Origin of the sequence: Nocardioides sp. AE5 (assembly GCF_031844485.1) — a bacterium.
Taxonomy (GTDB): Bacteria; Actinomycetota; Actinomycetes; order Propionibacteriales; family Nocardioidaceae; genus Nocardioides.
This window is the reverse complement of the sequence record NZ_JAUZVI010000003.1, coordinates 20,043-46,224: the sequence shown is the minus strand read 5'-3', so window position 1 is coordinate 46,224 and position 26,182 is coordinate 20,043. Positions and strand designations below refer to the sequence as shown.

Genomic DNA, 26,182 nt, shown 5'->3' with positions numbered 1-26,182 from the left:
CGGGTCCCCATCAGGTCCGCGGCCCCGGCCCAGCGAGGCCGGCAAGCACCCGGCGCGGCCACAGCGGGCCTTCGTAGATGAATCCGGTGTATCCCTGCAACAGCGTGGCCCCGGCGTCCAGACGCTCCTGCGCGTCCCGGGGGGTGGTGATGCCGCCGACGGAGACCAGGGTCAGGTCCGCCACGCGTCCGGCGAGCAGCCGCAGCACCTCGAGCGAGCGCGCCGCCAGGGGGCGACCCGAGAGGCCACCGGCACCGACCGCGGCCACCTCGGCGGCGGGGCTGGCCAGCCCGTCGCGGGTGATGGTGGTGTTGGTGGCGATCACCCCGGACAGGCCCACGGCGCGGGCCAGGTCGGCGACGGCCAGGACGTCGTCGTCGTCCAGGTCGGGAGCGATCTTGACCAGCAGCGGAACCCGGTGCTCGGTGACCTCATCGGCGCGACGGCGTACCGCACGCAACAGCGGCTCGAGCTTGTCGATCGCCTGCAGGTTGCGCAGTCCCGGGGTGTTCGGCGAGCTCACGTTGACGACCAGGTAGTCGGCCAGCGGAGCCAGCAGGGTGGTCGACTTCTCGTAGTCGCCGATCGCGTCCGCCTCGTCGACCACCTTGGTCTTGCCGATGTTCACGCCGAGCACCGGGCCGTGGGCCCCGGTGCGCTCCATCCGGGCCCGGCGGGCGGCCAGGCGCCGGGAGACCACCTCGGCACCGTCGTTGTTGAACCCCATCCGGTTGACCACCGCACGGTCCGCGGTGAGCCGGAAAAGCCGCGGGCGCGGGTTGCCCGGCTGCGGCTCCCCGGTGACGGTGCCGATCTCGACGTGCGAGAAGCCGAGCGCGGCCAGCGCGTCGATGCCGACCGCGTTCTTGTCGAACCCCGCCGCCAGGCCGAGCGGATTGGCGAAGGTGAGGCCCATCGCCGACACCGGCCGGTCGGTGACCGTCGGCCGGAGCACTGCCCGGGTGACCGGCGCACCTGCACGGATCGCCGCGAAGGCAGCGTGGTGTGCCTGCTCGGGGTCGGTGCGGGTCAGCAGGTGGTCGAAGGCCAGGGCGTAGGGCTTCACCCGTCCTCCTGCCCCGATCCGGCCAGCATGGTGGCCCACTCCTGCAACGAGCGCACACCGATCTCGCCGGCGCGCATGGCCTGGATGCCCTGCACCGCGGCGCCGAGGCCCTGGACGGTGGTGATGCACGGGATGTCGGTCATGATCGCCGCGGCCCGGATCTCGTAGCCGTCGACCCGCGGGGACCCGCCACTGGTGGTGCCGTGCGGGGTGTTGACGACCAGCGCGATCTCCCCGGCATGGATCAGCCCGACCACGGTCGGCTCGCCGTCGGGGCCCTCGCCCTCGAAGTGCTTGCGGACCACGGAGGCCGGTACGCTGTTGCGGCGCAGCACCTCGGCAGTGCCCGCCGTGGCGAGCACCTCGAAGCCCATCTCGGCCAGCTGCTTGATCGGGAAGATCATGTGGCGCTTGTCGCGGTTGGCCACCGAGACGAACACCTTGCCGCCCAGCGGGAGCGAGCCGTAGGCGCCGGCCTCGGCCTTGGCGAAGGCGGTGCCGAAGTTGGCGTCGAAGCCCATCACCTCGCCGGTCGAGCGCATCTCCGGGCCGAGCACGGCGTCCACCATCGTGCCGTCGGGGGTGCGGAACCGGTTGAACGGCATCACCGCCTCCTTGACCGCGATCGGCGAACCGTCGGGCAGGGCACCTCCGTCGCCGGTCGCCGGGAGCAGGCCCTCGCTGCGCAACTCGGCGATGCTCGCCCCGAGCATCACCCGCGCCGCGGCCTTGGCCATCGGCGTCGCGGTCGCCTTGGAGACGAACGGCACGGTGCGCGAGGCCCGCGGGTTCGCCTCCAGGACGTAGAGCACGTCCGATGCCATCGCGTACTGGATGTTGAGCAGGCCGCGGACCCCGACGCCCCGGGCGATCGCCTCGGTGGACTGGCGGATCCGCTCGATCTCCGAGCTGCCCAAGGTGATCGGCGGCAGTGCGCACGAGGAGTCACCGGAGTGGATCCCGGCCTCCTCGATGTGCTCCATCACGCCACCCAGGAAGAGGTCGGTGCCGTCGAAGAGCGCGTCCACGTCGATCTCGACCGCGTCGTCGAGGAAGCGGTCGACCAGGACCGGCTGGGCCTCGTTGATCAGGCCGTTGGCGACGTACTTGGCCAGGTAGGACTCCAGCGCCTCGTCGTCGTACACGATCTCCATGCCGCGTCCGCCGAGCACGTAGGAGGGGCGGACCAGCACCGGGTAGCCGATCTCGTTGGCGATCTGCTGTGCCTGGCCGAACGTGGTCGCGGTGCCGTGCTTGGGCGCCGGGAGGTTCGCCTCGGCCAGCACCCGCCCGAAGGCACCGCGCTCCTCGGCCAGGTCGATCGCGGCGGGTGAGGTGCCGACGATCTTCACGCCGGCCTCCTCCAGGCCACGGGCCAGGCCGAGCGGCGTCTGCCCACCGAGCTGGCAGATGACCCCGGCAACGGGGCCGGCCGCACGCTCGGCGTCGACGATCTCCAGGACGTCCTCGAGGGTGAGCGGCTCGAAGTAGAGGCGGTCCGAGGTGTCGTAGTCGGTGGAGACGGTCTCCGGGTTGCAGTTGACCATGATCGTCTCGTAGCCGGCCGCGGAGAGTTCCAGGCTGGCGTGGACGCAGGAGTAGTCGAACTCGATCCCCTGCCCGATCCGGTTCGGCCCGGAGCCGAGGATGATCACGGCCTCCTTGCCCTCGGGGCGCGGCAGCACCTCGGTCTCCTCGTCGTAGGAGGAGTAGTAGTACGGCGTGGCGGCGGCGAACTCGGCGGCGCAGGTGTCGACGGTCTTGAAGACCGGGCGGACCCCGAGTGCGTGCCGGACGCCGCGGACCACGTCGGCGGACATGTTGCGGATCCTGCCGATCTGGGCGTCGGAGAAGCCGTGGCGCTTGGCGCGGCGCAGCAACGCGGGGCTGAGTCCGTCCGCGGCCGCGATCTCGCCGGCGATCTCGTTGATCAGCACCAGCTGGTCCAGGAACCAGGGGTCGATCTTCGTCGCTTCGAAGAGCTCCTCCAGGCTGGCACCGGCGCGGATCGCGTCCATCACCTTGCGCAGCCGGCCGTCGTGCGGCACGGCCACCTCGGCCAGCAGCGCCTCCTTGTCGAGGTCGACCCAGGTGTGGCTCCAGTCGAAGGCGGCGTCCTTGCTCTCCAGGGAGCGCAGGGCCTTCTGCAGCGCCTCGGTGAAGTTGCGTCCGATCGCCATCGCCTCGCCGACCGACTTCATGTGCGTGGTCAGCACCGGGTCCGCACCGGGGAACTTCTCGAAGGCGAACCGCGGGACCTTGACCACGACGTAGTCCAGGGCCGGCTCGAAGGCAGCCGGCGTGTAGGGGCGCCAGCCGTCGTCCTCACCGGGGGCCGGGGTGGTGATGTCGTTGGGGATCTCGTCGAGCGTGTAGCCGATCGCGACCTTGGCCGCGATCTTGGCGATCGGGAACCCGGTCGCCTTCGACGCCAGCGCCGAGGAGCGGGAGACCCGCGGGTTCATCTCGATCACGATCAGGCGACCGTCTGCCGGGTTCACGGCGTACTGGATGTTGCAGCCGCCGGTGTCGACGCCGACGGCGCGGATGATCCCGATCGCGAGGTCGCGCATCTTCTGGTATTCGCGGTCGGTCAGGGTCATCGCCGGTGCCACGGTGATCGAGTCACCGGTGTGGACGCCCATCGGGTCGACGTTCTCGATCGAGCAGATGATCACCACGTTGTCGCTGGTGTCACGCATCACCTCGAGCTCGTACTCCTTCCACCCGAGGATGGACTCCTCCAGGAGCACCTCGGTGGTCGGAGAGGCAGCCAGGCCCGAGCCGCCGATCCGGCGCAGGTCCGCCTCGTCGTAGGCCATCCCGGAGCCGGCGCCGCCCATGGTGAAGCTGGGCCGGACCACCATCGGGTAGCCCAGCTCGTCGGCTGCGGCGAGCAGGTCCTCCATCGAGTGGCAGATCACCGAGCGTGCGGACTCGCCGCCGAGCTCGTCGACGATCTTCTTGAACTCCTGGCGATTCTCCCCGCGCTGGATCGCGTCGATCCGGGCGCCGATCAGCTCCACGCCGTACTTCTCCAGGACGCCGGCGGCGTCCAGGGCGACGGCGCAGTTGAGCGCGGTCTGGCCGCCGAGGGTGGCCAGCAGCGCGTCCGGGCGCTCCTTGGCGATCACCTTCTCGACGAACTCGGGCGTGATCGGTTCGACGTACGTCGCGTCGGCGAACTCGGGGTCGGTCATGATCGTGGCCGGGTTGGAGTTGACCAGGATCACCCGCAACCCCTCGGCCTTGAGCACCCGGCAGGCCTGGGTGCCGGAGTAGTCGAACTCGCAGGCCTGACCGATCACGATCGGGCCGGACCCGATGACGAGGACGGACTGGATGTCGGTACGGCGTGGCATCAGGCACCCGTCCTCTCGGTCATGAGTTGGGCGAAGCGGTCGAAGAGGTAAGAGGCATCACGTGGCCCTGCTGCGGATTCGGGGTGGTATTGCACCGAGAAGGCGCGCAGGGAGCCGTCGGGGCGGCGCAGTTCCAGTCCCTCCACGACGTCGTCGTTGAGGCAGACATGGCTGACCGTGACGTCGCCGTACGGCGAGGCGAAGGCCTGGTCGCGGTCGAGGTCGTCGGGCCACTTGACCGCGAACCCGTGGTTGTGTGTGGTCACCTCGACCTTGCCGGTGGTGCGGTCCATCACCGGCTGGTTGATGCCACGGTGGCCGTACTTGAGCTTGTAGGTGTCCAGGCCCAGCGCCCGGCCGAAGAGCTGGTTGCCGAAGCAGATGCCGAAGTAGGGCAGGTCCCGCTCCAGCGCTGCCCGGAGCAGGTCGATCTGGCCGGTGGTGGCCGCCGGGTCGCCGGGGCCGTTGGAGAAGAAGAGTCCGTCGGGTCCCGACTCGCCGCCGACGGCGAGCACGTCCTCGAGCGAGGAGGTGGCGGGCAGGACGTGCACCTCCATGCCCCGCTCGCTCATCATCCGGGGCGTGTTGGCCTTGATCCCGAGGTCGAGCGCGGCGACCACGAACGGCTTCGTGCCCTCGGGCAGGTTGCGGGCCGCGACGACGTACGGCTCGGAGGTGGAGACCTCCCCGGAGAGCTGGGCGCCCTTCATCGGCTCAGAGGCCAGGACCCGTTTCAGCAGCGCCTCGGGGTCGGTCTCGACCGAGGAGATGCCGACCCGCATCGCACCGCGCTCGCGCAGGTGGCGGGTCAGGGCCCGGGTGTCGATCCCGGAGATGCCGACCACGCTGTGGGCGACCAGCTCGTCGTCGAGGGTGCGCTGCGAGCGCCAGTTGGACGCGACCCGGGCGGGGTCGCGCACCACGTAGCCGGCCACCCAGATCCGGTCGGACTCGGGGTCCTCGTCGTTGATGCCGGTGTTGCCGACGTGCGGTGCGGTCATCACCACCACCTGGCGGTGGTACGACGGGTCGGTCAGCGTCTCCTGGTAGCCGGTCATGCCGGTGGTGAAGACGGCCTCGCCGAAGGTCTCCCCCGGTGCTCCGTAGGAGTCGCCGCGGAACGTGCGGCCGTCTTCCAGGACGAGGATCGCCGGGTGTGCAACTTGCTGCCTGTCGGCAGGGGCATGCTGAGGCACGCCCACCTCCTTCTCCGCCTCTCCGGACGGGTCGTTAAAGGATCTTCGAGCGTCGTGATCCTAGCAGTGGATCACGCCTGCTCATCGGTGAGGGATCCTGCATGGACGGTGACCCGGCCGCGCAGCATCGTGGTGTGCACGGCGCCGCTGAGCCGGCGCCCGTGCCAGGGGTTGTTCCGCGAGAGCGAGACCGACGCGTCGCGGTCCACGACCTGCTCCGCCTCGGGGTCGACGAGGACCAGGTTGGCCGGCGCACCGACCTCGATCCGGTGCCCGTGTGCCTCCAGGCCGGCGATCCGCGCCGGGTTGGTCGACATCACCGAGGCGACCCCGGCCCAGTCCAGCAGTCCCTGCTCGCGCATCACGGTGCTGACCACGCCCAGCGCGGTCTCCAGCCCGAGCATGCCGAACGCAGCGTCGACGAAGGCGTGTTCCTTGTCGTGGCGTGCGTGGGGCGCGTGGTCGGTGGCCACCGCATCGATGGTGCCGTCGGCCAGCGCCGCGCGGAGCGCCTGGACGTCCTCGTCGGGACGCAGCGGCGGGTTGACCTTGAAGGTGGGGTCATAGCCGGTGAGCAGGTCGGTGGTCAGCAGCAGGTGGTGCGGCGTGACCTCGGCCGTGACGCCCCAGGTGCCGTCCCGCTCGGCCTGGGCCTTCGCCCAGCGGATCACCTCGACGCTGCCCGCCGTACTGACGTGGGCGACGTGGAGGCGCGAGCCCGTGTGGCGGGCCAGCATCACGTCGCGCGCCACGATGACCTCCTCGGCGATCGAGGGCCACCCGGGCAGGCCGAGCCGCCCGGAGAGTTCGCCCTCGTGGCAGCAGGCGCCGGAGCCGGCCAGTGCGGTGTCCTGCGAGTGCTGGGAGATGACCCCGCCGAACGCCTTGACGTATTCGAGTGCCCGTCGCATCACCCGCGGGTCACCGACGCACTTCCCGTCGTCGGAGAAGACCCGGACCCGGGCCCGGGACCGGGCCATCAGGCCGAGTTCGGCGAGTTCCTCGCCACCCAGTCCGCGGGTCACCGCTCCGACCGGCTGTACGTCGACCAGTCCGGCAGCCCGGCCCAGGTCCAGGACCCGCTCGGCGGACTCGGCGGTGTCGGTGACCGGGTTGGTGTTGGCCATTGCCAGGACTGCGGTGTAACCACCGACGGCGGCCGCCGCGGATCCGGTGCGGATGGTCTCGGCGTCCTCGCGGCCGGGTTCGCGCAGGTGGGTGTGCAGGTCGACCAGGCCGGGCAGGACCACCAGGCCGTCGGCATCGATCACCTCGGCCCCCGAGGCGTCGACCGATCCGACCTCGCGGATCACCCCGTCGACGATCAACAGGTCGGCTGCCTGGCTGCCGAGCAGCGAGGCACCCCGGATCACGAGACTCATGCGGTTGCATCCTCTCCGGCGAGCAGGTGGTAGAGCACGGACATCCGGATCGCGACCCCGGCCGAGACCTGGTCCAGGACCAAGCTGGCGGCGGCGTCGGCCGCCTCGGGGGCGATCTCGAGTCCGCGGTTCATCGGCCCCGGGTGCAGGATCGGTGTCCCGGGGCGCAGCGAGGCGAGCCGCTGGCGGGTCAGGCCGTAGCCGACGGTGTATTCGCGGGGGCTGGGGAAGAAGCCGCCGGCCATCCGCTCCTTCTGCACCCGCAGCATCATCACCGCGTCCACCTGCGGCAGCACCTCGTCGAGGTCGTGCGAGACGGCGAAGCCGGCCTGGTGCGACCATGCCTCCACGCCGCTGGGCATCAGCGTCGGCGGGGCGACCGCGGTCACCTCGGCGCCGAGGGTGGCCAGGCCGATCACGTTGCTGCGGAAGACCCTGCTGTGGGTCAGGTCGCCGACGATGGCGACCTTGCGTCCTTCGAGCCCGCCCAGGGCGCGCTCCAGGCTGTAGGCGTCGAGCAGCGCCTGGGTGGGGTGCTCGTGGGTCCCGTCGCCGGCGTTGATCACCACGGCGTCCACCCACTGGCTGACCTGCTGGGCGGCGCCGCTGGCGCTGTGGCGCATCACCAGTGCGTCGACGCCCATGGCGCAGATGGTCAGCACGGTGTCGCGCAGGCTCTCGCCCTTGGAGGTCGAGGACCCCTTGCCGGTGATGTTGATGGTGTCTGCGGAGAGCCACTTCCCGGCGATCTCGAAGCTGGACCGGGTCCGGGTGGAGTCCTCGAAGAAGAGGTTGATCACGGTGCGTCCGCGCAGCGCCGGGAGCTTCTTCACCTCGCGGCGCTGTACGTCGTGCATCTCCGCGGCGGTGGTGAAGAGGGTGCGGATGGCGTCCCGGTCCAGGTCGGCCATCGAGAGCAGGTGCTTCATCGGGCCTCCTCGCCGGTCGACTGGTGGATGCGGACCTCGTCGATGCCGTCGATCTCCTCGAGGCGGACCCGGACCTTCTCCGAGCGGGCGCTGGGCAGGTTCTTGCCGACGTGGTCGGCCCGGATCGGCAGTTCGCGGTGGCCGCGGTCGACCAGCACCGCGAGCCGGACTGCGGAGGGGCGGCCGAGGTCGTTGAGGGCGTCCAGCGCGGCGCGGATGGTGCGCCCGGAGAAGAGCACGTCGTCGACCAGGACCACGGTGCACCCGTCGATCCCCGTTGCCGGAACGACGGTCCTCTGGGGGCCGCGGGCCGGCTGGCTGCGCAGGTCGTCGCGATACATCGTCACGTCGAGCGAGCCGACCCCGACCGGGGTTCCCTCGACGGCGGTGATCCGCTCCGCGATGCGCCGGGCCAGCGGCACGCCGCGGGTGTGCAGGCCGAGCAGCAGCAGGCTCTCGGGCCCCTTGTTGCGCTCGAGGATCTCGTGCGAGATGCGGGTCAGCGCCCGGGCGATGTCACGGGCGTCGAGGACGGCATTGCCCTCGCTGGATTCGTGGGGGGCAGGCATCGGAACTGCCGGACCTCCTTCTCCGCCTCACCGGACGGCTCGTTAAAGGATGTCGAAACTGGGGCGACCCTATCAGCCTGTCCGCACAGCAGCCCCACCTGACATGATGCCGGCATGGATCCTGATCTGTCCGGCCTGGACCTGCGCCGCGTCCCGGGCGTCCCCGAGACCGCCATCGACGATGCCCTGGTCGCCACCCTGCCCGCCAACGAGGCACCGGCCCCGTGGGCGGTCCGCTCCACGGGGATGGTCTGGATGCACCGGGCGAACCCGGCCGCCGACGATGCCCTGCCCGAGGCGTTGCGGCGCCAGGGTGCCACCAGCAGTTTCGTGATCGGCGGCTTCGTCCGCTACACCGAGACCCCGGTCGGTGCCTATGACGAGGTCTTCGGTGTCGTCGGCTACCGGATCGGGCGGCAGGTCGGCGCCACCGTCGCCTTCATGGCAGTCGATTCGGCGACCAGCCTCGTCGGCGGTCGTGAGAACTGGTCGATGCCCAAGGCGATGGCCTCCTTCACCGGCGAGCCGGCCCCGCGCCGGGAAATGACAGCGGCCGGCACCAACGAGCACGGCTGGTCGGTGCGGGCCACGGCCGGCCGGGCCGCTCCGCCGGTCCCGGTCTTCAGCCGGGCCCGGGTGGTCCAGGAGTTCGCCGACGGATCGGTGCGTGGCTGCCGCCTGCGGGCCAGGGGCTGGTCCCGGTTGACCCGGGTCGAGGTGGAGGTCTCCTCCTCCGCCTCGCTGCCGGCCTGGCTGCGATCGGGGCGCCACCCGGGTGCAACGCTGTCCGGGATCAACTTCTCGCTGGGTGTCCCGCTCCCCCAGTGACCCGGATCGGGTCCGTGGTCGTGCTCCCTGCGGCCAGGTAGCGGATCCGGTACTCCCCCGGCTCGGCGGGCTGCCAGGTGATCACGGCGCTCCACAGCAGCCGGCGCCGGTGCCAGGTGATCGTGGTCGACGGCGACGCGTCATCGGCGATCCGGGTCCAGGTGCCGTCGGCTCCGCGCCGCTGGATGACGAAGTAGGCCGGGCGCAGGTGCCGGTTGGGGTGGTCCGCGTCCAGGTGCACCTCGACCACGTCGCCGACCCGGGCCGTGCGCGGGGCACGACGTACGGCGACCGGACGGCGCCTGGCCAGCTTCGGCGACCCGAACGGGCTGGGGATGCGGATCCGGTGCCGCGGCACCGCCGGTCCGGCAGCTGGCGTGGTGCCCGCCGCGAGATGTCCGGCCAGGTCGTCGACCGCGTCGACGATGGCGCCCAGCTGGTGCTTGCCGAAGACGGTGGAGCCGCCCTCGTAGAGCTGCTCGTCGTACTCCTCGGGGGTGGTCACGTAGTGCGCGTAGCCGTTCGCGTAGCCCTGGCACAGCACGGCGTCCAGTTCGACGCCGAGCCGTGCCGCGACCGCGCGGCGGATCCGCAGGCCCGCCACCACGGTGACCTCGAACGGCAGGCAGACCAGGTGCACGGACCCCAGGCGGACCAGCTGCACCGGCAGCACCTGCTGGCTCCAGCGCATCGGGCCGATCGGGATCAGCAGGTCCTTCGGCGCCTGGACGGCGGCCAGCCGGGCCGAACGACGGTAGAGGAAGTCGCTGATCCGTTGCGGGACCGGGTTGGCCTTCCCCTCGTCGAACAGTGGCGAGCCGGCACCGTCGGTGAGCTTGCCTGCTGCGAAGCTGGCGCCGAGCACGGCCGGTCCGGTGGCCCCGGCGGCACCCGTGTGCCGGGAGAAGTCGACGTACGTCGCCACCGCGGCGACGCCCCGGCCCAGGTCGGTGCCGGGCTCGGCGGCCAGGCGGCGGGCCGCGGCCAGCTGCCGCTCGGCGATGATCCGGGTGTTCTCCCGTTCGTCGCTGGTCGGTCCCTGGCCGGGGCTCAGGTCGAGGTTGGGCGAGAGGTCGCCGGCGTTGGTCTGGGCGAAGGCGGTGACCAGGTCACCCTCCTGCTCCCAGGACCAGGCGGCCAGGCCCTTGTTGTCGGCGCTGATCAGGCGGTTGCGGTTCGTCATGGAGGTGTTGTGCACGCCGAACCAGTTGATCGCGCCGACCATCCGCCCGTCCCGCTCGATCCGCAGCACGGTGGTGGTCGGGTCGATGCCGTCGGGGAAGAGTGCCTTCTCCTCGGCCGGGTTCCGTTCGAAGGCGGCCCGGGCGCGGTTGGCGCTGGCATCGCGCAACTCGCCGCGGGTGAGCACCGCCGTGGAATCGGCCAAGTCGGCGTGCGCCTGCTCGATCGCCGCGACCGTGCCGTCGACCAGGCGGTCGAAGGTGCGCCGGTGGAAACCCTTGGTGGTGACGTTGTAGAGCATGTGGTGCCCGTGCCCGCCGGGCCCGCAGTGGGTGTGGGTGGCGGTGAGCACCACGTTGCGTGCCGTGTAGCGGTCGCCGAAGCGTTCCGCCAGGCGGGCCAGGATCGCCTCCACCCCGGCCTGGAAGAACATCCCGATGTCGGCTACTACGAAGACGACCGCGTCACCGGCGTCCTCGAAGACGAAGGCGCGGGCATACTGGCGCGAGAGCAGGCCGTTGGTCCACTGGTCGGGCATGCCGTAGCCCATCATCCCGACGCCCCACGGCTGGCCGGTGATGTCGGCGATCCCGCGGCCGATCCGCAGGCTGGCATCAGCCACGGTTCAGTCCCGGTTGCGCAGGATGGTGCCGAGGACTCCGTTCACGAAGGACGGCGACTCGTCGGTGGAGAGTTCCTTGACCAGGTTCATCGCCTCGGAGACCGCGACCGCGTCGGGGACCTCGTCGGCGTGGAGCAGTTCGAAGACGGCGATCCGCAGCACGTTGCGGTCCACGCCGGGCATCCGCTCCAGCGACCATCCCTGGGCGGCTCCACGGAGCAGGGAGTCGATCTCCGCCTGGTGCCCGGCCACGCCACGGACCAGGACGGAGGTGTAGTCGTTGGTCGGGCCCTCTCCCTCAGCGATCGCACGCTCGAGGGCGGCGACTGGCTCCTCTCGGCGCAGTTCGCTGGCGAACAGGACGTCCAGGGCGCGCTTGCGTGCCTTGGAGCGGGCTGACATCAGGACTTGACCCGGCCCAGGTAGGAGGAGTCGCGGGTGTCGACCTTGACCTTGTCGCCGGTGTTGAGGAAGAGCGGGACCTGGATCTCGTGGCCGGTCTCCAGGGTGGCCGGCTTGGTGCCGCCGGTGGAGCGGTCGCCCTGCAGGCCCGGGTCGGTGTGGCTGATCAGCAGTTCCACGGAGGCAGGGAGCTCGATGAAGAGGACCCGGCCCTCGTTGGTGGCCACGATGGCTTCCTGGTTCTCGAGCATGAAGTTGCTGGCGTCGCCGACGATCTCCGGGGTGACCTCGAGCTGGTCATAGGTGTCGGTGTCCATGAAGACGTAGGAGCTGCCGTCGTTGTAGAGGTACTGCATGGTGCGGCGGTCCACGTTGGCCGTCTCGACCTTGGTGCCAGCGTTGAAGGTCTTGTCGACACCCTTGCCGGACTCGACGTTCTTGAGCTTGGTGCGCACGAAGGCCGGGCCCTTGCCGGGCTTGACGTGCTGGAACTCGACGACGGTCCAGAGCTGGCCCTCGAGCTTGAGGACCATGCCGTTCTTCAGGTCGTTCGTGGTTGCCATGCGCGTGGGTGCCTTCTTCGGTGTCGAGGTGTCTGGGGCTGCGGCCGACGATCCGGGGACCGGCTCGAGGCAGCAACAGGGGATTCTATACGTGCCTGGCCGATCCCCCGAACGTCGGCAGCCCCAACCTCAGCTGAAGGCGTCCTTGACCTTGCCTGCGGCGTCCTTCACCTTCTCGCCGGCCTGCTTGAGGTTGGCCTCGGACTTCTCGATGATGCCTTCGCCCTCGAGTTCCTCGTTGCCGGTGGCGTTGCCGATCTTCTCCTTGGCCTGGCCCTTCAGTTCGTCTGCCTTGTTCTGGATGTCTCCCATGATGGTTCCTCCTGCGTCGACTGAACGGTCATCACCTGTCTACTCCGCGCAGGCGTGGCAGACAACCCGCGCGCCGACGCAGCTCAGCCGGCGAGGTGTTCCAGGGCCATCCGGTAGCCCTCGATGCCGTGCCCGGCGATCACGGTTGCGGCATGCGGGGTGACCACGGAGTGGTGGCGGAACTCCTCGGGGCGCTGGGTCGGGTCGGAGATGTGGACCTCCACCAGCGGCGCGACGAGCTGGGCGCACGCGTCGTACAGCGCCCAGGAGTAGTGGGTCCAGGCCGCAGCGTTCAGCACCACGGGCGTCTCCTCGTCCGCGGCAGCGTTGAGCCAGTCGAGGAGTTCGCCCTCGTGGTTGGTCTGGCGGACGTCGACCTCCAGGCCGAGCCTGTTCCCCCAGTCGCGGCATGCCTGGGCGAGTTCGTCGTGGGTGGTGCTCCCGTAGATCTCGGGCTGGCGGCGACCGAGCCGGCCGAGGTTCGGGCCGTTGAGCACCAGCACGCGCTTCATCCGGCGCCTCCCGCGCGGATCACGTCGTACGCCGATCGCAGCAGGTCCTCGCTGGGCCCGGCCAGGATCCGTGGTGAGGCCAGGCCGTCCAGGACCACGAAGCGCAACTGGGAGCCGCGGGCCTTCTTGTCCACCTTCATCGTGGCGTGCAACTCCTCCCACTCCCCCGCGTCGAGGGCCGTGGGCAGGCCGACGCAACCGAATGCGGTGGCATGGCGGGCCGCGACGTCCTCGGCGAGGATGCCGGCGCTGCGGGCCAGTTCGGCGACGTAGACGCAACCGAGGGCGACCGCCTCGCCGTGGCGGACCGTGTAGTCGCTGGCCCGCTCGATGGCGTGGGCCAGGGTGTGGCCATAGTTGAGCACTTCGCGGCCGGGATGCCCGTCCTTGCCGCCGGTCTCCTTGAGGTCGTCGACGACCACGTCGACCTTGACCCGGATCGCGCGGGTGACCAGTTCGGCCAGCACCGGCGAGGTCGGGTCCTGCGCGCCCTGCGGGTCGGCCTCGACCAGGTCGAGGATGGCCGGGTCGGCGATGAAGCCGCACTTGATCACCTCACCGAGGCCGGCACGCAGTTCCTCGGCGGGCAGGGTGTCGAGCAGGTCGAGGTCGCAGAGCACGCCGGCTGGTTCGTGGAAGGCCCCGACGAGGTTCTTGCCGGCGCCGGTGTTGATGCCGGTCTTGCCGCCCACCGCCGCATCCACCATGGCCAGCACCGTGGTCGGCACGTGGACCACGCGCACCCCGCGCAGCCAGCTGGCGGCGACGAAGCCGCCCAGGTCGGTGGTGGCGCCACCGCCGAAGGTGACCACGGCGTCGGAGCGGGTGAAGCCGGCCTCGCCGAGGGCTTCCCAGCAGTCGTTGGCCACCGAGGCGTTCTTGGCGCGCTCACCGTCGGGCAGGCCGAGCGCCATCACGTCGTAGTGCGCGACCAGTGCGTCCAGGACCGGTTGGGCCAGTTCGTTGAGGTCGCCGGCGAAGAGCAGCGCGACCCGCTGGACCTCCTTGCCGAGAATCCGGGGCAACTGGTCGGCCAGGCCGCGGCCGACCACCACGTCGTAGGGTGCGGCCCCGCCGACGTGCAGCACGGTGGTCTCACTCACTCAGGTCTCCTTGATGCGTCGGTCGATCTCGGCGGCGATCTCGGCGGGCGCCCGGCTGTCGGTCTCCACCACCATGGTGGCCACCGATGCATAGATCGGGGTCCGTTCGTCGAGCAGTGCCTTCACCCGGGCACGCACGTTGCCCAGCAGGAGCGGGCGCGAGGTGCCCAGGCCGACCCGCTTGACCGCCTCGGCCAGGCCGACCTGCAGGAAGACGACCTGCCTGCCCTGCAGCGCTTCACGGGTCCCTGCGTCGAGCACGGCTCCCCCGCCCAGAGAGAGCACCCCGTCGTGCTCGGCGAGCGCGGTGGCGACCGCGGCCCGTTCCAGCGTGCGGAAGTGTTCCTCACCGGACTCGACGAAGATGTCGGAGATGGTGCGGCCCTGGCTGGTCTCGATGTCCGCGTCGGTGTCGCGCACCTCCACCTGCCACAGCGCGGCGAGGGCACGGCCGACCGTGGTCTTGCCCGAGCCCATCGGCCCGACCAGCACCACCCGGGGACCTGCCACCTCGGGGCTCACCTGGGGGTGATCGCCGCGAGGTAGGCCGCATGGTTGCGGGCCGTCTCGGCGACGGAGTCGCCGCCGAACTTCTCGGTCACCGCATCCGCCAGGACCAGCGCGACCATCGCCTCGGCCACGATGCCGGCGGCCGGCACGGCGCAGACGTCGGAGCGCTGGTGGTGGGCCACGGCCTCCTCGCCGGTGGCCACGTCGATGGTGCGCAGTGCGCGCGGCACCGTCGCGATCGGCTTCATCGCCGCGCGGACCCGCAGCACCTCCCCAGTGGTCATCCCGCCCTCGGTGCCGCCGGCGCGGCCCGACGTACGCCGGATCTCGCCGTCGGCGTGGACGATCTCGTCGTGGGCCAGAGAGCCGGGCGTGGCCGCGAGCTCGAACCCGTCACCGACCTCGACGCCCTTGATCGCCTGGATGCCCATCAGGGCACCGGCCAGGCGGGAGTCCAGGCGGCGGTCCCAGTGGACGTGCGAGCCCAGGCCCGGCGGCAGGCCGTGGACGACGACCTCGACCACGCCGCCGAGGGTGTCGCCGTCCTTGTGTGCCTGGTCGATCCGCGCGACCATCGCCGCGCTCGCCTCCGCGTCGAGGCAGCGGACCGGGTCGGCGTCGAGGCGCTCCACGTCGTCGGCTGCAGGCACCAGGCCAGCAGGTGCGGCAACGCCGCCGAGTTCGACCACGTGGGAGACGATCCGGGCACCGATGGACTGCTCGAGGAAGTTGCTCGCCACCCGGCCCAGCGCGACCCGGGCCGCGGTCTCGCGGGCGGAGGCACGCTCCAGGATCGGACGGGCGTCGTCGAAGCCGTACTTCTGCATGCCGACCAGGTCGGCGTGGCCGGGCCGGGGACGGGTCAGCTTGGCGTTGCGGGCCAGGCCGTCGAGGATCTCGGGGTCGACCGGGTCGGCCGCCATCACCTGCTCCCACTTGGGCCATTCGGTGTTGCCGACCTGGATCGCGACCGGTCCGCCCTGGGTCCGTCCGTGGCGTACGCCGCCGACCAGGGTGACCTCGTCGGCCTCGAACTTCATCCGGGCACCGCGGCCATAGCCGAGGCGACGCCGGGCCAGGGAGTCGGCAATGTCGGAGGAGGTCACCTCGACGTGGGCGGGAAGCCCTTCGAGGATTGCGACCAGGGAGGGGCCGTGGGACTCGCCCGCAGTGAGCCATCGAAGCATGGGCTCAGTCTGTCACGCGTTCACCCCAGGCGCCCGGCGAGGTCCGCCCCCCAGACGATCCCGATCACCGCACCGACGAGCATGAACGGCCCGAACGGGAAGCTGCGGTCGCGGGTGATGCCCAGCAGGCGCAGCGGGAGCCAGCCGACGACACCGACCACGAACCCGGCATAGATGCCGACCGCCAACTCTGCCCAGCCGAGGTGTGCCAGGACGAGTCCGAGCACCCCGGAGAGCCGTACGTCGCCGTACCCCATGCCCGGGGTGAAGCGCCACAGCAACCAGTACAGGCCGCCGGCGACCAGCCAGCCGACGAACGCCCGGCCCAGCGCGTCGAGGTCGCCGGTGATCGCGGTGACGATCCCGAGCAGGACCAGGACCACCAGGTAGCACGGTCCGACCACCAGCTTGGGCAGCAACCGGGTGCGCAGGTCGACCCAGGCCAGCGCGACCCCGACCGGGACCAGCGGCACCAGGTAGAGCAACGGCCAGGACCAGCCCAGCGCGCCGCCGACCAGTCCGGCCACGAGCCCGGACCAGGCTGCTGTCTGCACCGCGGTCCCGGCACCGGCCAGGTCGGCATAGGGGGTCTTCTCCGGGTCGGGGTCGGGTGGCTCCGGGAGCCGGGCCACCAAGGCTGGCACACACCACCCCGCCAGGGCTGCTGCCGCGGCCAGGACCAGTGCCGCCTGCCAGGACCACTCCATGTCCACCTCGTGCCCCGCCCCTGCTCAGCCCCGTGCTACCAGGGCGTGCTCGCCGGCAGCGCGCATCCGGGCCAGCGGCGCCGGCAGACCGGTGAACGACTCGAACTGCAACGCGGCCTGGTGGACCAGCAGGTCCAGCCCGCCGACCAGGATCCGGTCGGTGCCCACCGAGGCGGCCAGCGGCGTGGGCCACGGGTGGTAGATCACCTCGAAGACCACCGGCACCCGGGCGCAGCGCTCGACGAGGTCGCCGGTCTGCGCTGCGGCCGGGATCGTGGAGACCACCACGTCGGCCCGCTCGTTCCCGACCCCGGCCAGGGTGGTCACCTCCACTGCGGGCGCTGCCGGGTGGGCCCGGAGCACCGACGCCGTCTCCGCGGCCCGTTCCGGTGAGCGGACGGCCAGGCGCACCATGCGCGCACCGAGCTCGACCAGTGCGATGCCGGTCGACGTCGCGGTCGCCCCGCCGCCGAGGATGGTCGCCGACACCACGGGGCCGTCGTACCGTTCGCGGATCGCCGCGACGGCGCCGGGGATGTCGGTGTTGTCGGCCATCCGCTTCCCGGCCTCCAGGACGAGGGTGTTGGCCGCGCCGGCCAACCGGGCCCGGTCCGAGACCGTGTCGGCCAGCCCCAGGGCCACCCGCTTCAGCGGCATGGTCAGTGACAGTCCGCGCCAACGCGCGTCCAGGCCCGTCAGGAAGCCGGCGAGCCCTTCCTCGGCGACCCGGTGCTGCCCGTAGTCCCAGTCCAGTCCGTGGTGGGCGTAGCCGGCGCGATGGAGCACTGGTGAGAGCGAGTGGTCGATCGGGTCGCCCAGCACCGCACAGCGCCGCGATTCAGCCACAGCGTCCCGGGTTCTCCGAGCACCATGTGTTCAGCGTGCGCCGGTTCACGTTGTGGTCCTCCTCGTTGACCTCGAAGAGCGTCTCGCCGGTGTCCAGGTCGACGGTGACGAAGTAGCAGTAGCCCTCGTTGGTCGGCTCCAGCACTGCCTCCATCGCACTCTTGCCGGGCGAGGCGATCGGGCCGGGCGGGAGGCCGCGCACTCCGTAGGTGTTGTACGGCGAGTCGGACTGGCGGGCCTCCCGGGACGTGTAGACGCTGCCGGTGCCGCCGCCGGTGAGGAAGTGGATGGTGGAGTCCATCTGGAGCAGGCCCTGGGGCACGCCCTTGCTGACGCAGGTGCCGTCGAGGCGGTTGAAGATGACCTCGGCCACCGCCGGGCGGTCCTCGTCGCGCTTGACCTCCTTCTCGATGATGCTGGCGATCGTCATGAAGTCGTGCTCGTCGAGGCCGACCTGGGCCGCGTCCGCGACCGGCACCTGGGCCGAGACCTGCTTCCACCGGTCCACCATGGCGCGGAGCAGGTCGACGGCCTGGTCCTCGGGCCCGAAGGTGTACGCCGACGGGAAGAGGTAGCCCTCCGCGTTCCCCTCGGCAGAGGCCGGCAGGTCCAGTTCGACCGGGTCGGCCAGGACGGCTTCGAACTCGGCCTCGTCGATCCCGGTGGCATCCGCCAACCGGGTCACGGTCTGGTTGACGCGCAGGCCTTCGGGGATCACCACGCGACTGCCGCCGGCGTTGGCCGGGTCGACCAGCAGGTCGAAGGCGTCGGCCGCCTTCATCTGCTTGCGCATCGTGTAGAAGCCGGGCTGGATCCTGCTGGCCTCGTCCGGGCGGGTGTTGGCCACCGTCCGGAAGGCGGTGACCGACGCGATCACGTCGGCTTCCTTCAGCGTCCGCGCGATCTGGTTCGTGCCGTGGCCCTGGCCGACCTCGATGACGACCTCACCCTCACCGGGCCCGGGATAGTCCTCGGTGTCACTGCTGAACTGGTCGCGCACCCAGTCGATGCCCTTGACGCCGGCGAAGGCGACCCCGGCCACGAGCAGGCCGACGATCAGCAGGACGACCAGGCAACCCCACGGTCCGCGCCGCTTGCGGGCGCGTCGCCGGCCGGGTGCATGCCCGTGGTCCTCGTCATCGAGGCCGAGGTCCAGGCCGTCGTGGCCGTCCTCGTCGTCGTGCTCGCTCACTCGTCCGTCTCCTTGCTCGCTTCGATCACGACCAGTTCGCCCACCACTGCGTCCCGGGACCGCTCGGCGTCCAGCGCATTCTGCAGGATCACGACCGCTGCTGCCTGATCCACGACGGCGCGGCGCCGCGCGCCCTTCCTGCCCTGCTCGCGCAGCATCGACTCCGCGCTGACCGTGGTCAAGCGCTCGTCCCACATCCGGACCGGCACCGGGGCGATCCGGCGGGCCAGGGCGTGGGCGAACTCGCGTGCGGTGGCGGCGGCCGGTCCCTCGGCGCCCGAGAGCGATCGGGGCAGGCCGACGATCACCTCGAAGGCCTCCTCCTCGGCGAGGATCGCCTCGATCCGGTCCAGGTCGCCCTCACCACGGCGTACGGTCTCCACCGGCGTGGCCAGCATCCCCGACGGGTCACTGCGGGCCACCCCGATCCGCGCCTGGCCGGGGTCGATCCCCAGGCGTACGCCGCGCCGCATCGACTCAGGCCCCGGCCGCTGCAGCGACCTCGGCCTCGACCAGTGCCAGCGCCTCGTCGACGCGGGTGGTGTCGGTGCCGCCACCCTGGGCCACGTCGTCCTTGCCCCCGCCCTTGCCGCCGAGCAGCGGGCCGAGGGCGCGGATCAACTGGTTGGCGCTGACGCCACGGTCCCGGGCGGCGTCGTTGACCGCGGCGACCGCGGCGACCTTGCCGTCGGTGACGCCGAGGACCACCGCCACGCCCGGGTCGCCCTGGGGCAGTCGGCCGCGGATGTCGAGGGCCAGGGTGCGTACGTCGCCACCACCGGCACCGTCCGCGCGGTGGGCGACCAGGTGGACGCCGTGCACGACGCGTGCCTGCTCGGCGAGGCTGCCCGCGGCCGCGAGGAGTTGGGCGACCCGCACCTTCTCGATCTCCTTCTCGGCCTGCCGCAGGCGCTCCACCATGTCCTCGACACGCGGCACGAGGTCGCCGGGCTGGGTCTTCAGCATCGCGGTCAGTTGCGCGACGACGTCGCGCTCGCGGGCCAGGTAGGCGAATCCCTCGACGCCGGTTAGCGCCTCGATGCGACGGTTGCCGGAGCCGACCGAGGATTCCCCGGTGACCACGACGGTGCCGATCTGGGAGGAGTGGTCGACGTGGGTGCCGCCGCACAGTTCGCGCGACCAGGGACCGCCGATCTCGACCACACGGACCTTCTCCGCGTCGTACGTCTCGCCGAAGAGGGCGATCGCGCCCCAGTCCTTGGCCTCGGGCAGGGTCATGTACTGCCAGCCGACCGGCAGGTCCGCGCGGAGGGCCTGGTTGGAGATCTCCTCGATCTCGCGCACCTGGTCGGGTGTCAGCGACTTGGTCCAGCCGAAGTCCAGGCGCAGGTAGCCGGGCCGGTTGTAGGAGCCGGACTGCAGTGCGGTGGGCCCGAGGACGTCGCGCAGGGCGGCGTGGACCACGTGGGTGCCGGAGTGTGCCTGGCGGGCTCCGGTGCGCCATTCGGGGTCCACCCGGGCGTGGACGGCGTTGCCGGGGGCGAACTCGCCGTCGACGACGCGCACCTGGTGGACCACCAGGCCGCGCACCGGGCGCTGTACGTCGATCACCTCGAGGCGTCCACCGTCGAACTCGATGGTGCCGGCGTCGGCCACCTGGCCGCCGGACTCGGCATAGAACGGCGTCCGGTCCAGCACCAGTTCGCCGACCTCGCCGTTGGCCAGGCTCGACACCGGGGCTCCCCCGCTGAGCAGCGCCAGCGGGGTGGACTCGGTCTCCAGGGTCTCGTAGGCGAGCCAGTTGGTGGGTCCGTTGGTGTCGAGGATGCCGCGGTAGACGCCGGTGTCGGCGTGCTGGCCCTTCTTGGCGCGGGCGTCGGCCTTGGCCCGCTCGCGCTGCTCGGACATCAGGTTGCGGAAGCCCTCCTCGTCGACGCTGAGCCCGGCCTCGGCGGCCATCTCCAGGGTCAGGTCGATCGGGAAGCCGTAGGTGTCGTGCAGTGCGAACGCCTTCTCCCCGCTGAGCCGGGTGGCGCCGGCCTGCTTCACCTCGGTCGCGGCCAGGTCGAAGATCTGGGTGCCGGCCTGGAGGGTCTTGCGGAAGGCTTCCTCCTCCGCGAAGGCGACCCGGGCGATCCGGTCCCAGTCGGTGTGCAACTCGGTGTAGGTCTCCCCCATCTTGTCGCGACTGATCGGCATCAACTCCGGCAGCGCCGGGTCCTCGTAGCCGAGCAACCGCATCGAGCGGACGGCGCGACGCAGCAGGCGGCGCAACACGTATCCCCGCGCCTCGTTGCCCGGCGTGACGCCGTCGCTGATCAGCATCATCGAGGAGCGGACGTGGTCGGCGACCACCCGGAAGAGCACGTCGTCGCCGGCATCCCCCGCGCCATAGCGGCGGCCGGTCATCTCCATGGCCCGCTCGATCACCGGGAACATCACGTCGATCTCGTACATGTTCTCGACGCCCTGGGTCATGAAGGCGACCCGCTCCAGGCCCATCCCGGTGTCGATGTTCTTCTTCGGCAGCGAGCCGGCGATGTCGAAGTCTTCCTTGCTGCGCACCGCGCTGAGTTCGTCCTGCATGAAGACCAGGTTCCAGAACTCAAGGTAGCGGTCCTCGGCCGAGAAGTCGCCGTCGGCGCCGTACGCCGGCCCGCGGTCGATCAGGATCTCCGAGCACGGACCGCCCGGCCCGGGGACGCCCATCGACCAGTAGTTCTCGGACTTGCCCAGCCGCGCGATCCGGTCGTCGGGCAGGCCGGTGATCTTGCGCCACAGCTCGACGGCCTCGTGGTCGTCGACGTACACGCTCGGGTAGAGCTTCGCCTCGTCGAAGCCCCAGCCACCATCGGCCACCGGCTTGGTGACCAGGTCCCAGGCCAGTTCGATGGCCCGCTCCTTGAAGTAGTCGCCGAAGGAGAAGTTGCCGCACATCTCGAAGAAGGTGCCGTGTCGGGTGGTCTTGCCGACGTCCTCGATGTCCGGGGTCCGCACGCACTTCTGGACGCTGGTCGCGGTGGAGTACGGCGGCGTCTCCTGGCCCAGGAAGTAGGGCTTGAACGGCACCATGCCTGCGTTGACGAAGAGCAGGTTGGGGTCGTCCACCAGCAGTGAGGCCGACGGCACTGCCGTGTGCCCGGCGCGCTCGAAGTGCGCGACGAACCGCCGTCGAATCTCTGCTGTGTCCATCAGTTGTTGCCTTCCTGGTGCGGTGTGGTGAGTTCGGGCGTGGTGGCGCGGTGCCGCCCCGCCGCTGCGAGTTCGGGGGTGCCTGCCGGGACCAGGCCGAGCCGCTCGCGGAGCTCGACCTCCTTCTCGGCCCGTCCCTGGGCCACCTCCTGGCCGAGCATCCGGGCGCCGAGCGCCAGGGCGTTGGCCCGGTCCTGGAGGCCGTCGAGGGTGAAGGTGTCACGCACCTGGCGGGCCTTGTTCATGGCATAGATGCTGACGCCGGCGCCGGCGACGAACCAGAAGGCGCCCCTCATGCGGCTTCCCCCTCACGGGCGGCACGCTTGCGGTCGGCCATCTCCCGGCGCACCTCGCGCATCTCGATGCGTCGGGCCTTGCGGGAGCGCTTGACCTCGCGCTTCATCTCGAACCGGATCCGGTTGCGGGTCTCCGGCGCCAGGGCCCGTCGTACGCCGTGGGTCAGCGCGGCCGCCTTGAGCACGGTCTCGCGCAGCACGAGGTCGGCGAAGAGCCGGCCGTCGATGTGCCGCTCGGGCAGGGTGGCCTCCCCACGCTCGTCGGGGTCGTCCATCCGGGTGATCAGGAACTCCTGGGGCGTCTCGCGGACCTCGACCTGCCGGGCCAGCGCGTCCACCCGGGCGCGCAGCTCGGCGGCCTCGGCGGCAGTGGCCGCCAACTGTTCGCGCGACCTGGCCCGTTCGCGCCGCCAGATGACGAGGAAGGCCACCAGTACGACGGCGAGCAGGGCTGCCACGAGGCCGAGTGCAAGGGGCACGACGGAGTCCTCGGTGATCATGGTGGCCGAGCCTATCGCGCTCCCTTGCCCCGGATCATCCGGCGGACCCGTTCCCACCGCTCCCGCACCGCTGACTCCGCGCCGAGCGCCGTGGGTTGGTAGTAGCGGGCATCGGCGATCTCGTCGGGGGCGTACTGCTGCTCGGCGATCCCGAACGGCTCGTCGTGGGAGTAGATGTAGGGCTTGGGCGCCCCCGGTCCGTGGCCCACCTTCCTGGCCCCCGCGTAGTGGGCGTCGCGCAGGTGGGGCGGGACCTGGCCGATCTTGCCGGAGCGGACGTCGGCGCTGGCCGCGTCGATCGCCTTGATCACCGCGTTCGACTTCGGTGCCACGGCCAGTGCGATGGTGGCCTGGGCGAGGTTGAGGCGGGCCTCGGGCATTCCGATCAACTGCACCGCCTGGGCAGCGGCCACGGCTGTGGGCAGCGCCGTGGGGTCGGCCAGGCCGATGTCCTCACTGGCGGAGATGACCAGTCGGCGGGCGATGAACCGGGGATCCTCCCCGGCCTCCATCATCCGGGCCAGGTAGTGCAGGGCGGCGTCGACGTCCGAGCCACGGATCGACTTGATGAACGCCGAGATCACGTCGTAGTGCTGGTCGCCGTCGCGGTCGTAGCGGACCGCCGCCTGGTCGACGGCGGTCTCTGCGGTGGCCAGGTCGATCGTGGTGCTCCCTGCTGCCCGGGCGGCTCCGGCGGCGGCTTCCAGATAGGTCAACGAGCGGCGTGCGTCCCCGCCGGCCAACCGGACCAGGTGTTCCAGCGCATCCTCGGCCAGGGTGAACCCGCCTGCGAGCCCGCGCTCGTCGCCCAGTGCCTGCTCCAGTACGGCGCGGATGTCGTCGTCGGTGAGCGACTCCAAGCGCAGCAGCAACGAGCGCGAGAGCAGTGGCGAGATGACGGAGAAGAAGGGGTTCTCCGTGGTTGCCGCGACCAGGGTGACCCACCGGTTCTCCACCCCGGGCAGCAGCGCGTCCTGCTGGGCCTTGGTGAAGCGGTGCACCTCGTCGACGAAGAGCACGGTCTCCTGGCCGTCATGGACCAGGCGGCGCCGGGCCGCATCGATGGCGGCGCGCACCTCCTTGACCCCGGCTGCGACCGCCGAGACCTCCACGAAGACCCGATCGGTCTGGCCGGAGAGGATGGAGGCGATCGTCGTCTTGCCGGTGCCTGGCGGTCCCCACAGGAGCAGCGACATCGACTGGTCGCCCTCGATCAACTGGCGCAGCGGCGATCCGGGCGCCCGGAGTTGCTGCTGCCCGACCAGTTCGTCGAGGGTGCGCGGGCGCATCCGCACGGCCAGGGGTGCGGAGGCGTGGGTGTTCCCAGCCAGCGACCCCTTGCCAGCCGCGTCTGCGACCTCGAACAATCCGTCCACGCCGCCACCCTATGACCCTCTCCCCCACGAACGCTCAACGGTTGATGTCCGAGCGCTCAGTTGTTGGTGCACACCTGTTCACCAACAACTGAGCTTTCGAGGCGCAACGAGTGAGCGTTCGTGGAAGGCAGGTCAGGGCTTGACCGTACGGCGTTCCTTCAGGTCGAACCAGACGTCGGAGAAGCCCGGGGTGTTCGGGATCTCGGACGGGCTGGCGCCCGGGTCCGGGTTGCCCTCGTTGTCCACACCGAGCATCCGGGCGGTCACCGGGTCATAGGGGTGGTTGCCCAGTTCGCCGGCGAAGTGGCAGGCGACCTTGTGGCGCGGGCCGACCTGGAGCATCGGCGGCTCCACCCGGGCGCAGATCTCGCGGGCCAACGGGCAGCGGGTGCGGAACCGGCATCCCGAGGGCGGGTTGATCGGGCTCGGTACGTCGCCCTCGAGCGCGATCCGCTCGCGGCGGCCGCCGATGGAGGCCTGCTTCACGTCGGGCACCGCGGAGAGCAGTGCCTGGGTGTAGGGGTGGTGGGCCCGGGAGTAGAGGGTGTCCCGATCGGCGATCTCGACGACCTTGCCCAGGTACATCACCGCGACCTCGGGGCAGAAGTGGCGGACCACTGCCAGGTCGTGGGCGATGAAGAGGAAGGCGATGTCGAACTCCTTCTGCACGTCCTGCAGGAGGTTGATCACCTGGGCCTGGATCGACACGTCGAGCGCCGAGACGGGTTCGTCGGCGACCAGGACCTTCGGCTGCAGCGCCAGCGCCCGGGCAATGCCGATTCGCTGCCGCTGTCCGCCGGAGAACTCGTTCGGGTAGCGGTTGTAGTGCTCCGGGTTGAGCCCGACGATCTCGAGGAGTTCCTGGACCCGCGCAAGCACCTTGTCCTTGGGAACGACCTTGTGGACCAGGAGCGGGGCACCGACGATGGCGCCGATCGGGTGGCGCGGGTTGAGCGAGCTGTAGGGGTCCTGGAAGATCATCTGGACCTCGCGCCGCAGCGGCTTGAGACCCTTCTTGGAGAGGGTGGCCAGTTCCTTGCCCATGAAGTTGACCGACCCGGACGACGGCTTGTAGAGCCGGGTGACGGCACGGCCCGCCGTGGACTTGCCGCAGCCGGACTCGCCGACCAGCCCCAGCGACGCCCCGGCATGCAACTGGAAGGAGACGCCGTCGACTGCCTTGACGTCGCCGATCTTGCGCCGGATCAGCCCGGTCGACTTGACCGGGAAGTACATCTGCAGGTTGTCGACGGTCAACACCGGCGGGGCGTCGGCGTCGAGCTCAGCGGCCCCGTGCGACTGGCTCAGGACTTCGTCGAGGGATTCGGTCGTCATCAGTTCTCCTCCGACGTCGCAGGGTCGATGAGCGGAGCCACGACGGAGGCGTAGATCGACTCGGGGTCGGCCAGGTGGCAGCGCTTGAGATGGCCCTGGGTCGTCTGGACCAGTTCGGGCAACTCGGTGGAACAGAGGTTGTCGGGCACCTGGTCCTTGAAGACGCAGCGCGGGTGGAAGGCACATCCCGGCGGCGGGTCCAGCAGGCTCGGCGGGTTGCCCGGGATCGGCACCATCGGCACCGAGGTGTCGGCGGTGATGTCCGGCACGCTGGTCAGCAGGCCCCACGTGTAGGGCATGTGCGGGTGGGTCATCACCTCGCGCACCGGTCCGACCTCGACCGCGCGGCCGCCGTACATGACCAGCACGTCATCGGCCATCTCGGCCACCACGCCCAGGTCGTGGGTGATCATGATGATCGCGGTGTTGAACTCCTTCTGCAGGTTCTGCAGGAGGTCCAGGATCTGGGCCTGCACGGTGACGTCCAGGGCCGTTGTCGGCTCGTCGGCAATGACCAGGCCGGGGTCGTTGATCAGCGCCATCGCGATCATCGCCCGCTGGCGCATGCCGCCGGAGAACTGGTGTGGGTAGTCGTCGATGCGCCGGTCGGGCTGGGGAATGCCGACCAGTTCCAGCATCTCGACCACCCGGGTCCGCGCCGCCTTCCGGGACACGTTGTTGTGCACCCGGTAGGCCTCGACGATCTGGTTGCCCACGGTGTAGTAGGGGTGCATCGCGGAGAGCGGATCCTGGAAGATCATCGCGATCTCCTTGCCACGCAGCCGGGCCATCTCGCTATTGCTCAACTGGAGCAGATCGGTCCCGTCCATCCGAATGCTGCCGCTGACCTGGGCCGAGGTGCCGCGGTGCAGGCCGAGGATGGCCGACGACGAGACGGACTTGCCGGATCCGGATTCACCAACGATGCCGAGGGTCTTGCCGCGCTCGAGCCCGAAGCTGAGTCCGTCGGTGGCCTTGACCACCCCGTCCGGGGTCGGGAAGTGGACCTTGAGGTCCTCAACGGTGAGGAATTTCTCTTCCATCTCCACCCT

Annotated in this window: 25 protein-coding genes; 1 reads left to right on the top strand and 24 read right to left on the bottom strand. The window is 70.6% G+C overall.

Going from position 1 to position 26,182, the window contains the following annotated elements; translation table 11 throughout:
* Window positions 1–10: 10 nt before the first annotated feature.
* The 6 genes from Q9R27_RS05985 to pyrR all read right to left on the bottom strand — a co-directional run bounded on the left by Q9R27_RS05985 (window position 11) and on the right by pyrR (window position 8,504).
* Window positions 11–1,066, bottom strand: a complete 1,056-nt coding sequence (locus Q9R27_RS05985) for a quinone-dependent dihydroorotate dehydrogenase (protein ID WP_311251439.1) — start codon at window positions 1,064–1,066, stop codon at window positions 11–13.
* On the bottom strand, window positions 1,063–4,428 hold the full coding sequence (gene carB, locus Q9R27_RS05980) for a carbamoyl-phosphate synthase large subunit (protein ID WP_311251438.1): 3,366 nt from the start codon (window positions 4,426–4,428) through the stop codon (window positions 1,063–1,065). The genes Q9R27_RS05985 and carB overlap by 4 nt, the downstream gene beginning before the upstream one ends.
* The gene (gene carA / locus Q9R27_RS05975; protein ID WP_311251437.1) at window positions 4,428–5,624 is read right to left on the bottom strand and encodes a glutamine-hydrolyzing carbamoyl-phosphate synthase small subunit; all 1,197 of its coding nucleotides are present in this window, start codon (window positions 5,622–5,624) and stop codon (window positions 4,428–4,430) included. Before carA ends, carB begins: the two co-directional genes overlap by 1 nt.
* Before the next feature lie 71 nt (window positions 5,625–5,695).
* Window positions 5,696–7,006, bottom strand: coding sequence for a dihydroorotase (locus tag Q9R27_RS05970; protein ID WP_311251436.1), 1,311 nt, complete (start codon window positions 7,004–7,006; stop codon window positions 5,696–5,698).
* On the bottom strand, window positions 7,003–7,935 hold the full coding sequence (locus Q9R27_RS05965) for an aspartate carbamoyltransferase catalytic subunit (RefSeq protein ID WP_311251435.1): 933 nt from the start codon (window positions 7,933–7,935) through the stop codon (window positions 7,003–7,005). The genes Q9R27_RS05970 and Q9R27_RS05965 overlap by 4 nt, the downstream gene beginning before the upstream one ends.
* Window positions 7,932–8,504, bottom strand: coding sequence for a bifunctional pyr operon transcriptional regulator/uracil phosphoribosyltransferase PyrR (gene pyrR / locus Q9R27_RS05960; protein ID WP_311251434.1), 573 nt, complete (start codon window positions 8,502–8,504; stop codon window positions 7,932–7,934). Before pyrR ends, Q9R27_RS05965 begins: the two co-directional genes overlap by 4 nt.
* Before the next feature lie 114 nt (window positions 8,505–8,618).
* Here pyrR and Q9R27_RS05955 point away from each other — a divergent pair, with 114 nt between their 5' ends.
* Window positions 8,619–9,332, top strand: coding sequence for an acetoacetate decarboxylase family protein (locus Q9R27_RS05955; RefSeq protein WP_311251433.1), 714 nt, complete (start codon window positions 8,619–8,621; stop codon window positions 9,330–9,332).
* Here Q9R27_RS05955 and Q9R27_RS05950 read toward each other — a convergent pair.
* The 18 genes from Q9R27_RS05950 to Q9R27_RS05865 all read right to left on the bottom strand — a co-directional run bounded on the left by Q9R27_RS05950 (window position 9,298) and on the right by Q9R27_RS05865 (window position 26,173).
* Window positions 9,298–11,136, bottom strand: coding sequence for a neutral/alkaline non-lysosomal ceramidase N-terminal domain-containing protein (locus Q9R27_RS05950; RefSeq protein WP_311251432.1), 1,839 nt, complete (start codon window positions 11,134–11,136; stop codon window positions 9,298–9,300). The genes Q9R27_RS05955 and Q9R27_RS05950 overlap by 35 nt on opposite strands.
* Before the next feature lie 3 nt (window positions 11,137–11,139).
* A complete protein-coding gene (gene nusB / locus Q9R27_RS05945) occupies window positions 11,140–11,538 on the bottom strand; it encodes a transcription antitermination factor NusB (RefSeq protein ID WP_311251431.1) in 399 nt (132 codons plus the stop codon).
* The gene (gene efp / locus Q9R27_RS05940) at window positions 11,538–12,101 is read right to left on the bottom strand and encodes an elongation factor P (RefSeq protein ID WP_311251430.1); all 564 of its coding nucleotides are present in this window, start codon (window positions 12,099–12,101) and stop codon (window positions 11,538–11,540) included. The genes nusB and efp overlap by 1 nt, the downstream gene beginning before the upstream one ends.
* Before the next feature lie 129 nt (window positions 12,102–12,230).
* A complete protein-coding gene (locus Q9R27_RS05935; RefSeq protein WP_311251429.1) occupies window positions 12,231–12,413 on the bottom strand; it encodes a CsbD family protein in 183 nt (60 codons plus the stop codon).
* A gap of 83 nt (window positions 12,414–12,496) precedes the next feature.
* The gene (locus tag Q9R27_RS05930; protein WP_311251428.1) at window positions 12,497–12,925 is read right to left on the bottom strand and encodes a type II 3-dehydroquinate dehydratase; all 429 of its coding nucleotides are present in this window, start codon (window positions 12,923–12,925) and stop codon (window positions 12,497–12,499) included.
* Window positions 12,922–14,028, bottom strand: coding sequence for a 3-dehydroquinate synthase (gene aroB, locus Q9R27_RS05925; RefSeq protein ID WP_311251427.1), 1,107 nt, complete (start codon window positions 14,026–14,028; stop codon window positions 12,922–12,924). The genes Q9R27_RS05930 and aroB overlap by 4 nt, the downstream gene beginning before the upstream one ends.
* The gene (locus Q9R27_RS05920) at window positions 14,029–14,538 is read right to left on the bottom strand and encodes a shikimate kinase (RefSeq protein ID WP_397219651.1); all 510 of its coding nucleotides are present in this window, start codon (window positions 14,536–14,538) and stop codon (window positions 14,029–14,031) included.
* A gap of 8 nt (window positions 14,539–14,546) precedes the next feature.
* Complete coding sequence (gene aroC / locus Q9R27_RS05915; RefSeq protein ID WP_311251426.1) at window positions 14,547–15,725, bottom strand: chorismate synthase; 1,179 nt, start codon at window positions 15,723–15,725, stop codon at window positions 14,547–14,549.
* 20 nt (window positions 15,726–15,745) lie between these two features.
* Complete coding sequence (locus Q9R27_RS05910; protein ID WP_311251425.1) at window positions 15,746–16,432, bottom strand: A24 family peptidase; 687 nt, start codon at window positions 16,430–16,432, stop codon at window positions 15,746–15,748.
* A gap of 24 nt (window positions 16,433–16,456) precedes the next feature.
* The gene (locus tag Q9R27_RS05905; RefSeq protein WP_311251424.1) at window positions 16,457–17,278 is read right to left on the bottom strand and encodes a shikimate dehydrogenase; all 822 of its coding nucleotides are present in this window, start codon (window positions 17,276–17,278) and stop codon (window positions 16,457–16,459) included.
* Window positions 17,271–18,470 (bottom strand): endolytic transglycosylase MltG, encoded by a 1,200-nt coding sequence (gene mltG, locus Q9R27_RS05900; RefSeq protein ID WP_311251423.1) that lies wholly within the window; start codon window positions 18,468–18,470, stop codon window positions 17,271–17,273. Before mltG ends, Q9R27_RS05905 begins: the two co-directional genes overlap by 8 nt.
* The gene (gene ruvX, locus Q9R27_RS05895) at window positions 18,467–18,943 is read right to left on the bottom strand and encodes a Holliday junction resolvase RuvX (RefSeq protein WP_311251422.1); all 477 of its coding nucleotides are present in this window, start codon (window positions 18,941–18,943) and stop codon (window positions 18,467–18,469) included. Before ruvX ends, mltG begins: the two co-directional genes overlap by 4 nt.
* A gap of 4 nt (window positions 18,944–18,947) precedes the next feature.
* Window positions 18,948–21,623, bottom strand: coding sequence for an alanine--tRNA ligase (gene alaS, locus Q9R27_RS05890; RefSeq protein WP_311251421.1), 2,676 nt, complete (start codon window positions 21,621–21,623; stop codon window positions 18,948–18,950).
* Window positions 21,623–21,919: a DUF6167 family protein gene (locus Q9R27_RS05885; RefSeq protein WP_311251420.1), complete on the bottom strand. Its 297-nt coding sequence runs from the start codon at window positions 21,917–21,919 to the stop codon at window positions 21,623–21,625. Before Q9R27_RS05885 ends, alaS begins: the two co-directional genes overlap by 1 nt.
* The gene (locus Q9R27_RS05880) at window positions 21,916–22,419 is read right to left on the bottom strand and encodes a hypothetical protein (protein ID WP_311251419.1); all 504 of its coding nucleotides are present in this window, start codon (window positions 22,417–22,419) and stop codon (window positions 21,916–21,918) included. Before Q9R27_RS05880 ends, Q9R27_RS05885 begins: the two co-directional genes overlap by 4 nt.
* Window positions 22,420–22,430: 11 nt before the next feature.
* A complete protein-coding gene (locus Q9R27_RS05875) occupies window positions 22,431–23,795 on the bottom strand; it encodes a replication-associated recombination protein A (RefSeq protein ID WP_311251418.1) in 1,365 nt (454 codons plus the stop codon).
* Between the two features lie 132 nt (window positions 23,796–23,927).
* Entirely contained in the window at window positions 23,928–25,130 is a 1,203-nt protein-coding gene (locus Q9R27_RS05870) for a dipeptide ABC transporter ATP-binding protein (RefSeq protein WP_311251417.1), read from the bottom strand.
* Entirely contained in the window at window positions 25,130–26,173 is a 1,044-nt protein-coding gene (locus tag Q9R27_RS05865) for an ABC transporter ATP-binding protein (protein ID WP_311251416.1), read from the bottom strand. The genes Q9R27_RS05870 and Q9R27_RS05865 overlap by 1 nt, the downstream gene beginning before the upstream one ends.
* Between the last annotated feature and the right edge of the window lie 9 nt (window positions 26,174–26,182).

Coding starts and splice junctions, on each gene's coding strand:
- carB (WP_311251438.1), bottom strand. CDS start 4,428: ATGCCACGCCGTACCGACATCCAGTCCGTCCTCGTCATCGGGTCCGGC.
- Q9R27_RS05970 (WP_311251436.1), bottom strand. CDS start 7,006: ATGAGTCTCGTGATCCGGGGTGCCTCGCTGCTCGGCAGCCAGGCAGCC.
- Q9R27_RS05965 (WP_311251435.1), bottom strand. CDS start 7,935: ATGAAGCACCTGCTCTCGATGGCCGACCTGGACCGGGACGCCATCCGC.
- pyrR (WP_311251434.1), bottom strand. CDS start 8,504: ATGCCTGCCCCCCACGAATCCAGCGAGGGCAATGCCGTCCTCGACGCC.
- Q9R27_RS05955 (WP_311251433.1), top strand. CDS start 8,619: ATGGATCCTGATCTGTCCGGCCTGGACCTGCGCCGCGTCCCGGGCGTC.
- nusB (WP_311251431.1), bottom strand. CDS start 11,538: ATGTCAGCCCGCTCCAAGGCACGCAAGCGCGCCCTGGACGTCCTGTTC.
- efp (WP_311251430.1), bottom strand. CDS start 12,101: ATGGCAACCACGAACGACCTGAAGAACGGCATGGTCCTCAAGCTCGAG.
- Q9R27_RS05935 (WP_311251429.1), bottom strand. CDS start 12,413: ATGGGAGACATCCAGAACAAGGCAGACGAACTGAAGGGCCAGGCCAAG.
- Q9R27_RS05930 (WP_311251428.1), bottom strand. CDS start 12,925: ATGAAGCGCGTGCTGGTGCTCAACGGCCCGAACCTCGGCCGGCTCGGT.
- aroC (WP_311251426.1), bottom strand. CDS start 15,725: ATGCTTCGATGGCTCACTGCGGGCGAGTCCCACGGCCCCTCCCTGGTC.
- Q9R27_RS05910 (WP_311251425.1), bottom strand. CDS start 16,432: ATGGAGTGGTCCTGGCAGGCGGCACTGGTCCTGGCCGCGGCAGCAGCC.
- ruvX (WP_311251422.1), bottom strand. CDS start 18,943: ATGCGGCGCGGCGTACGCCTGGGGATCGACCCCGGCCAGGCGCGGATC.
- alaS (WP_311251421.1), bottom strand. CDS start 21,623: ATGGACACAGCAGAGATTCGACGGCGGTTCGTCGCGCACTTCGAGCGC.
- Q9R27_RS05885 (WP_311251420.1), bottom strand. CDS start 21,919: ATGAGGGGCGCCTTCTGGTTCGTCGCCGGCGCCGGCGTCAGCATCTAT.
- Q9R27_RS05880 (WP_311251419.1), bottom strand. CDS start 22,419: ATGATCACCGAGGACTCCGTCGTGCCCCTTGCACTCGGCCTCGTGGCA.
- Q9R27_RS05870 (WP_311251417.1), bottom strand. CDS start 25,130: ATGACGACCGAATCCCTCGACGAAGTCCTGAGCCAGTCGCACGGGGCC.
- Q9R27_RS05865 (WP_311251416.1), bottom strand. CDS start 26,173: ATGGAAGAGAAATTCCTCACCGTTGAGGACCTCAAGGTCCACTTCCCG.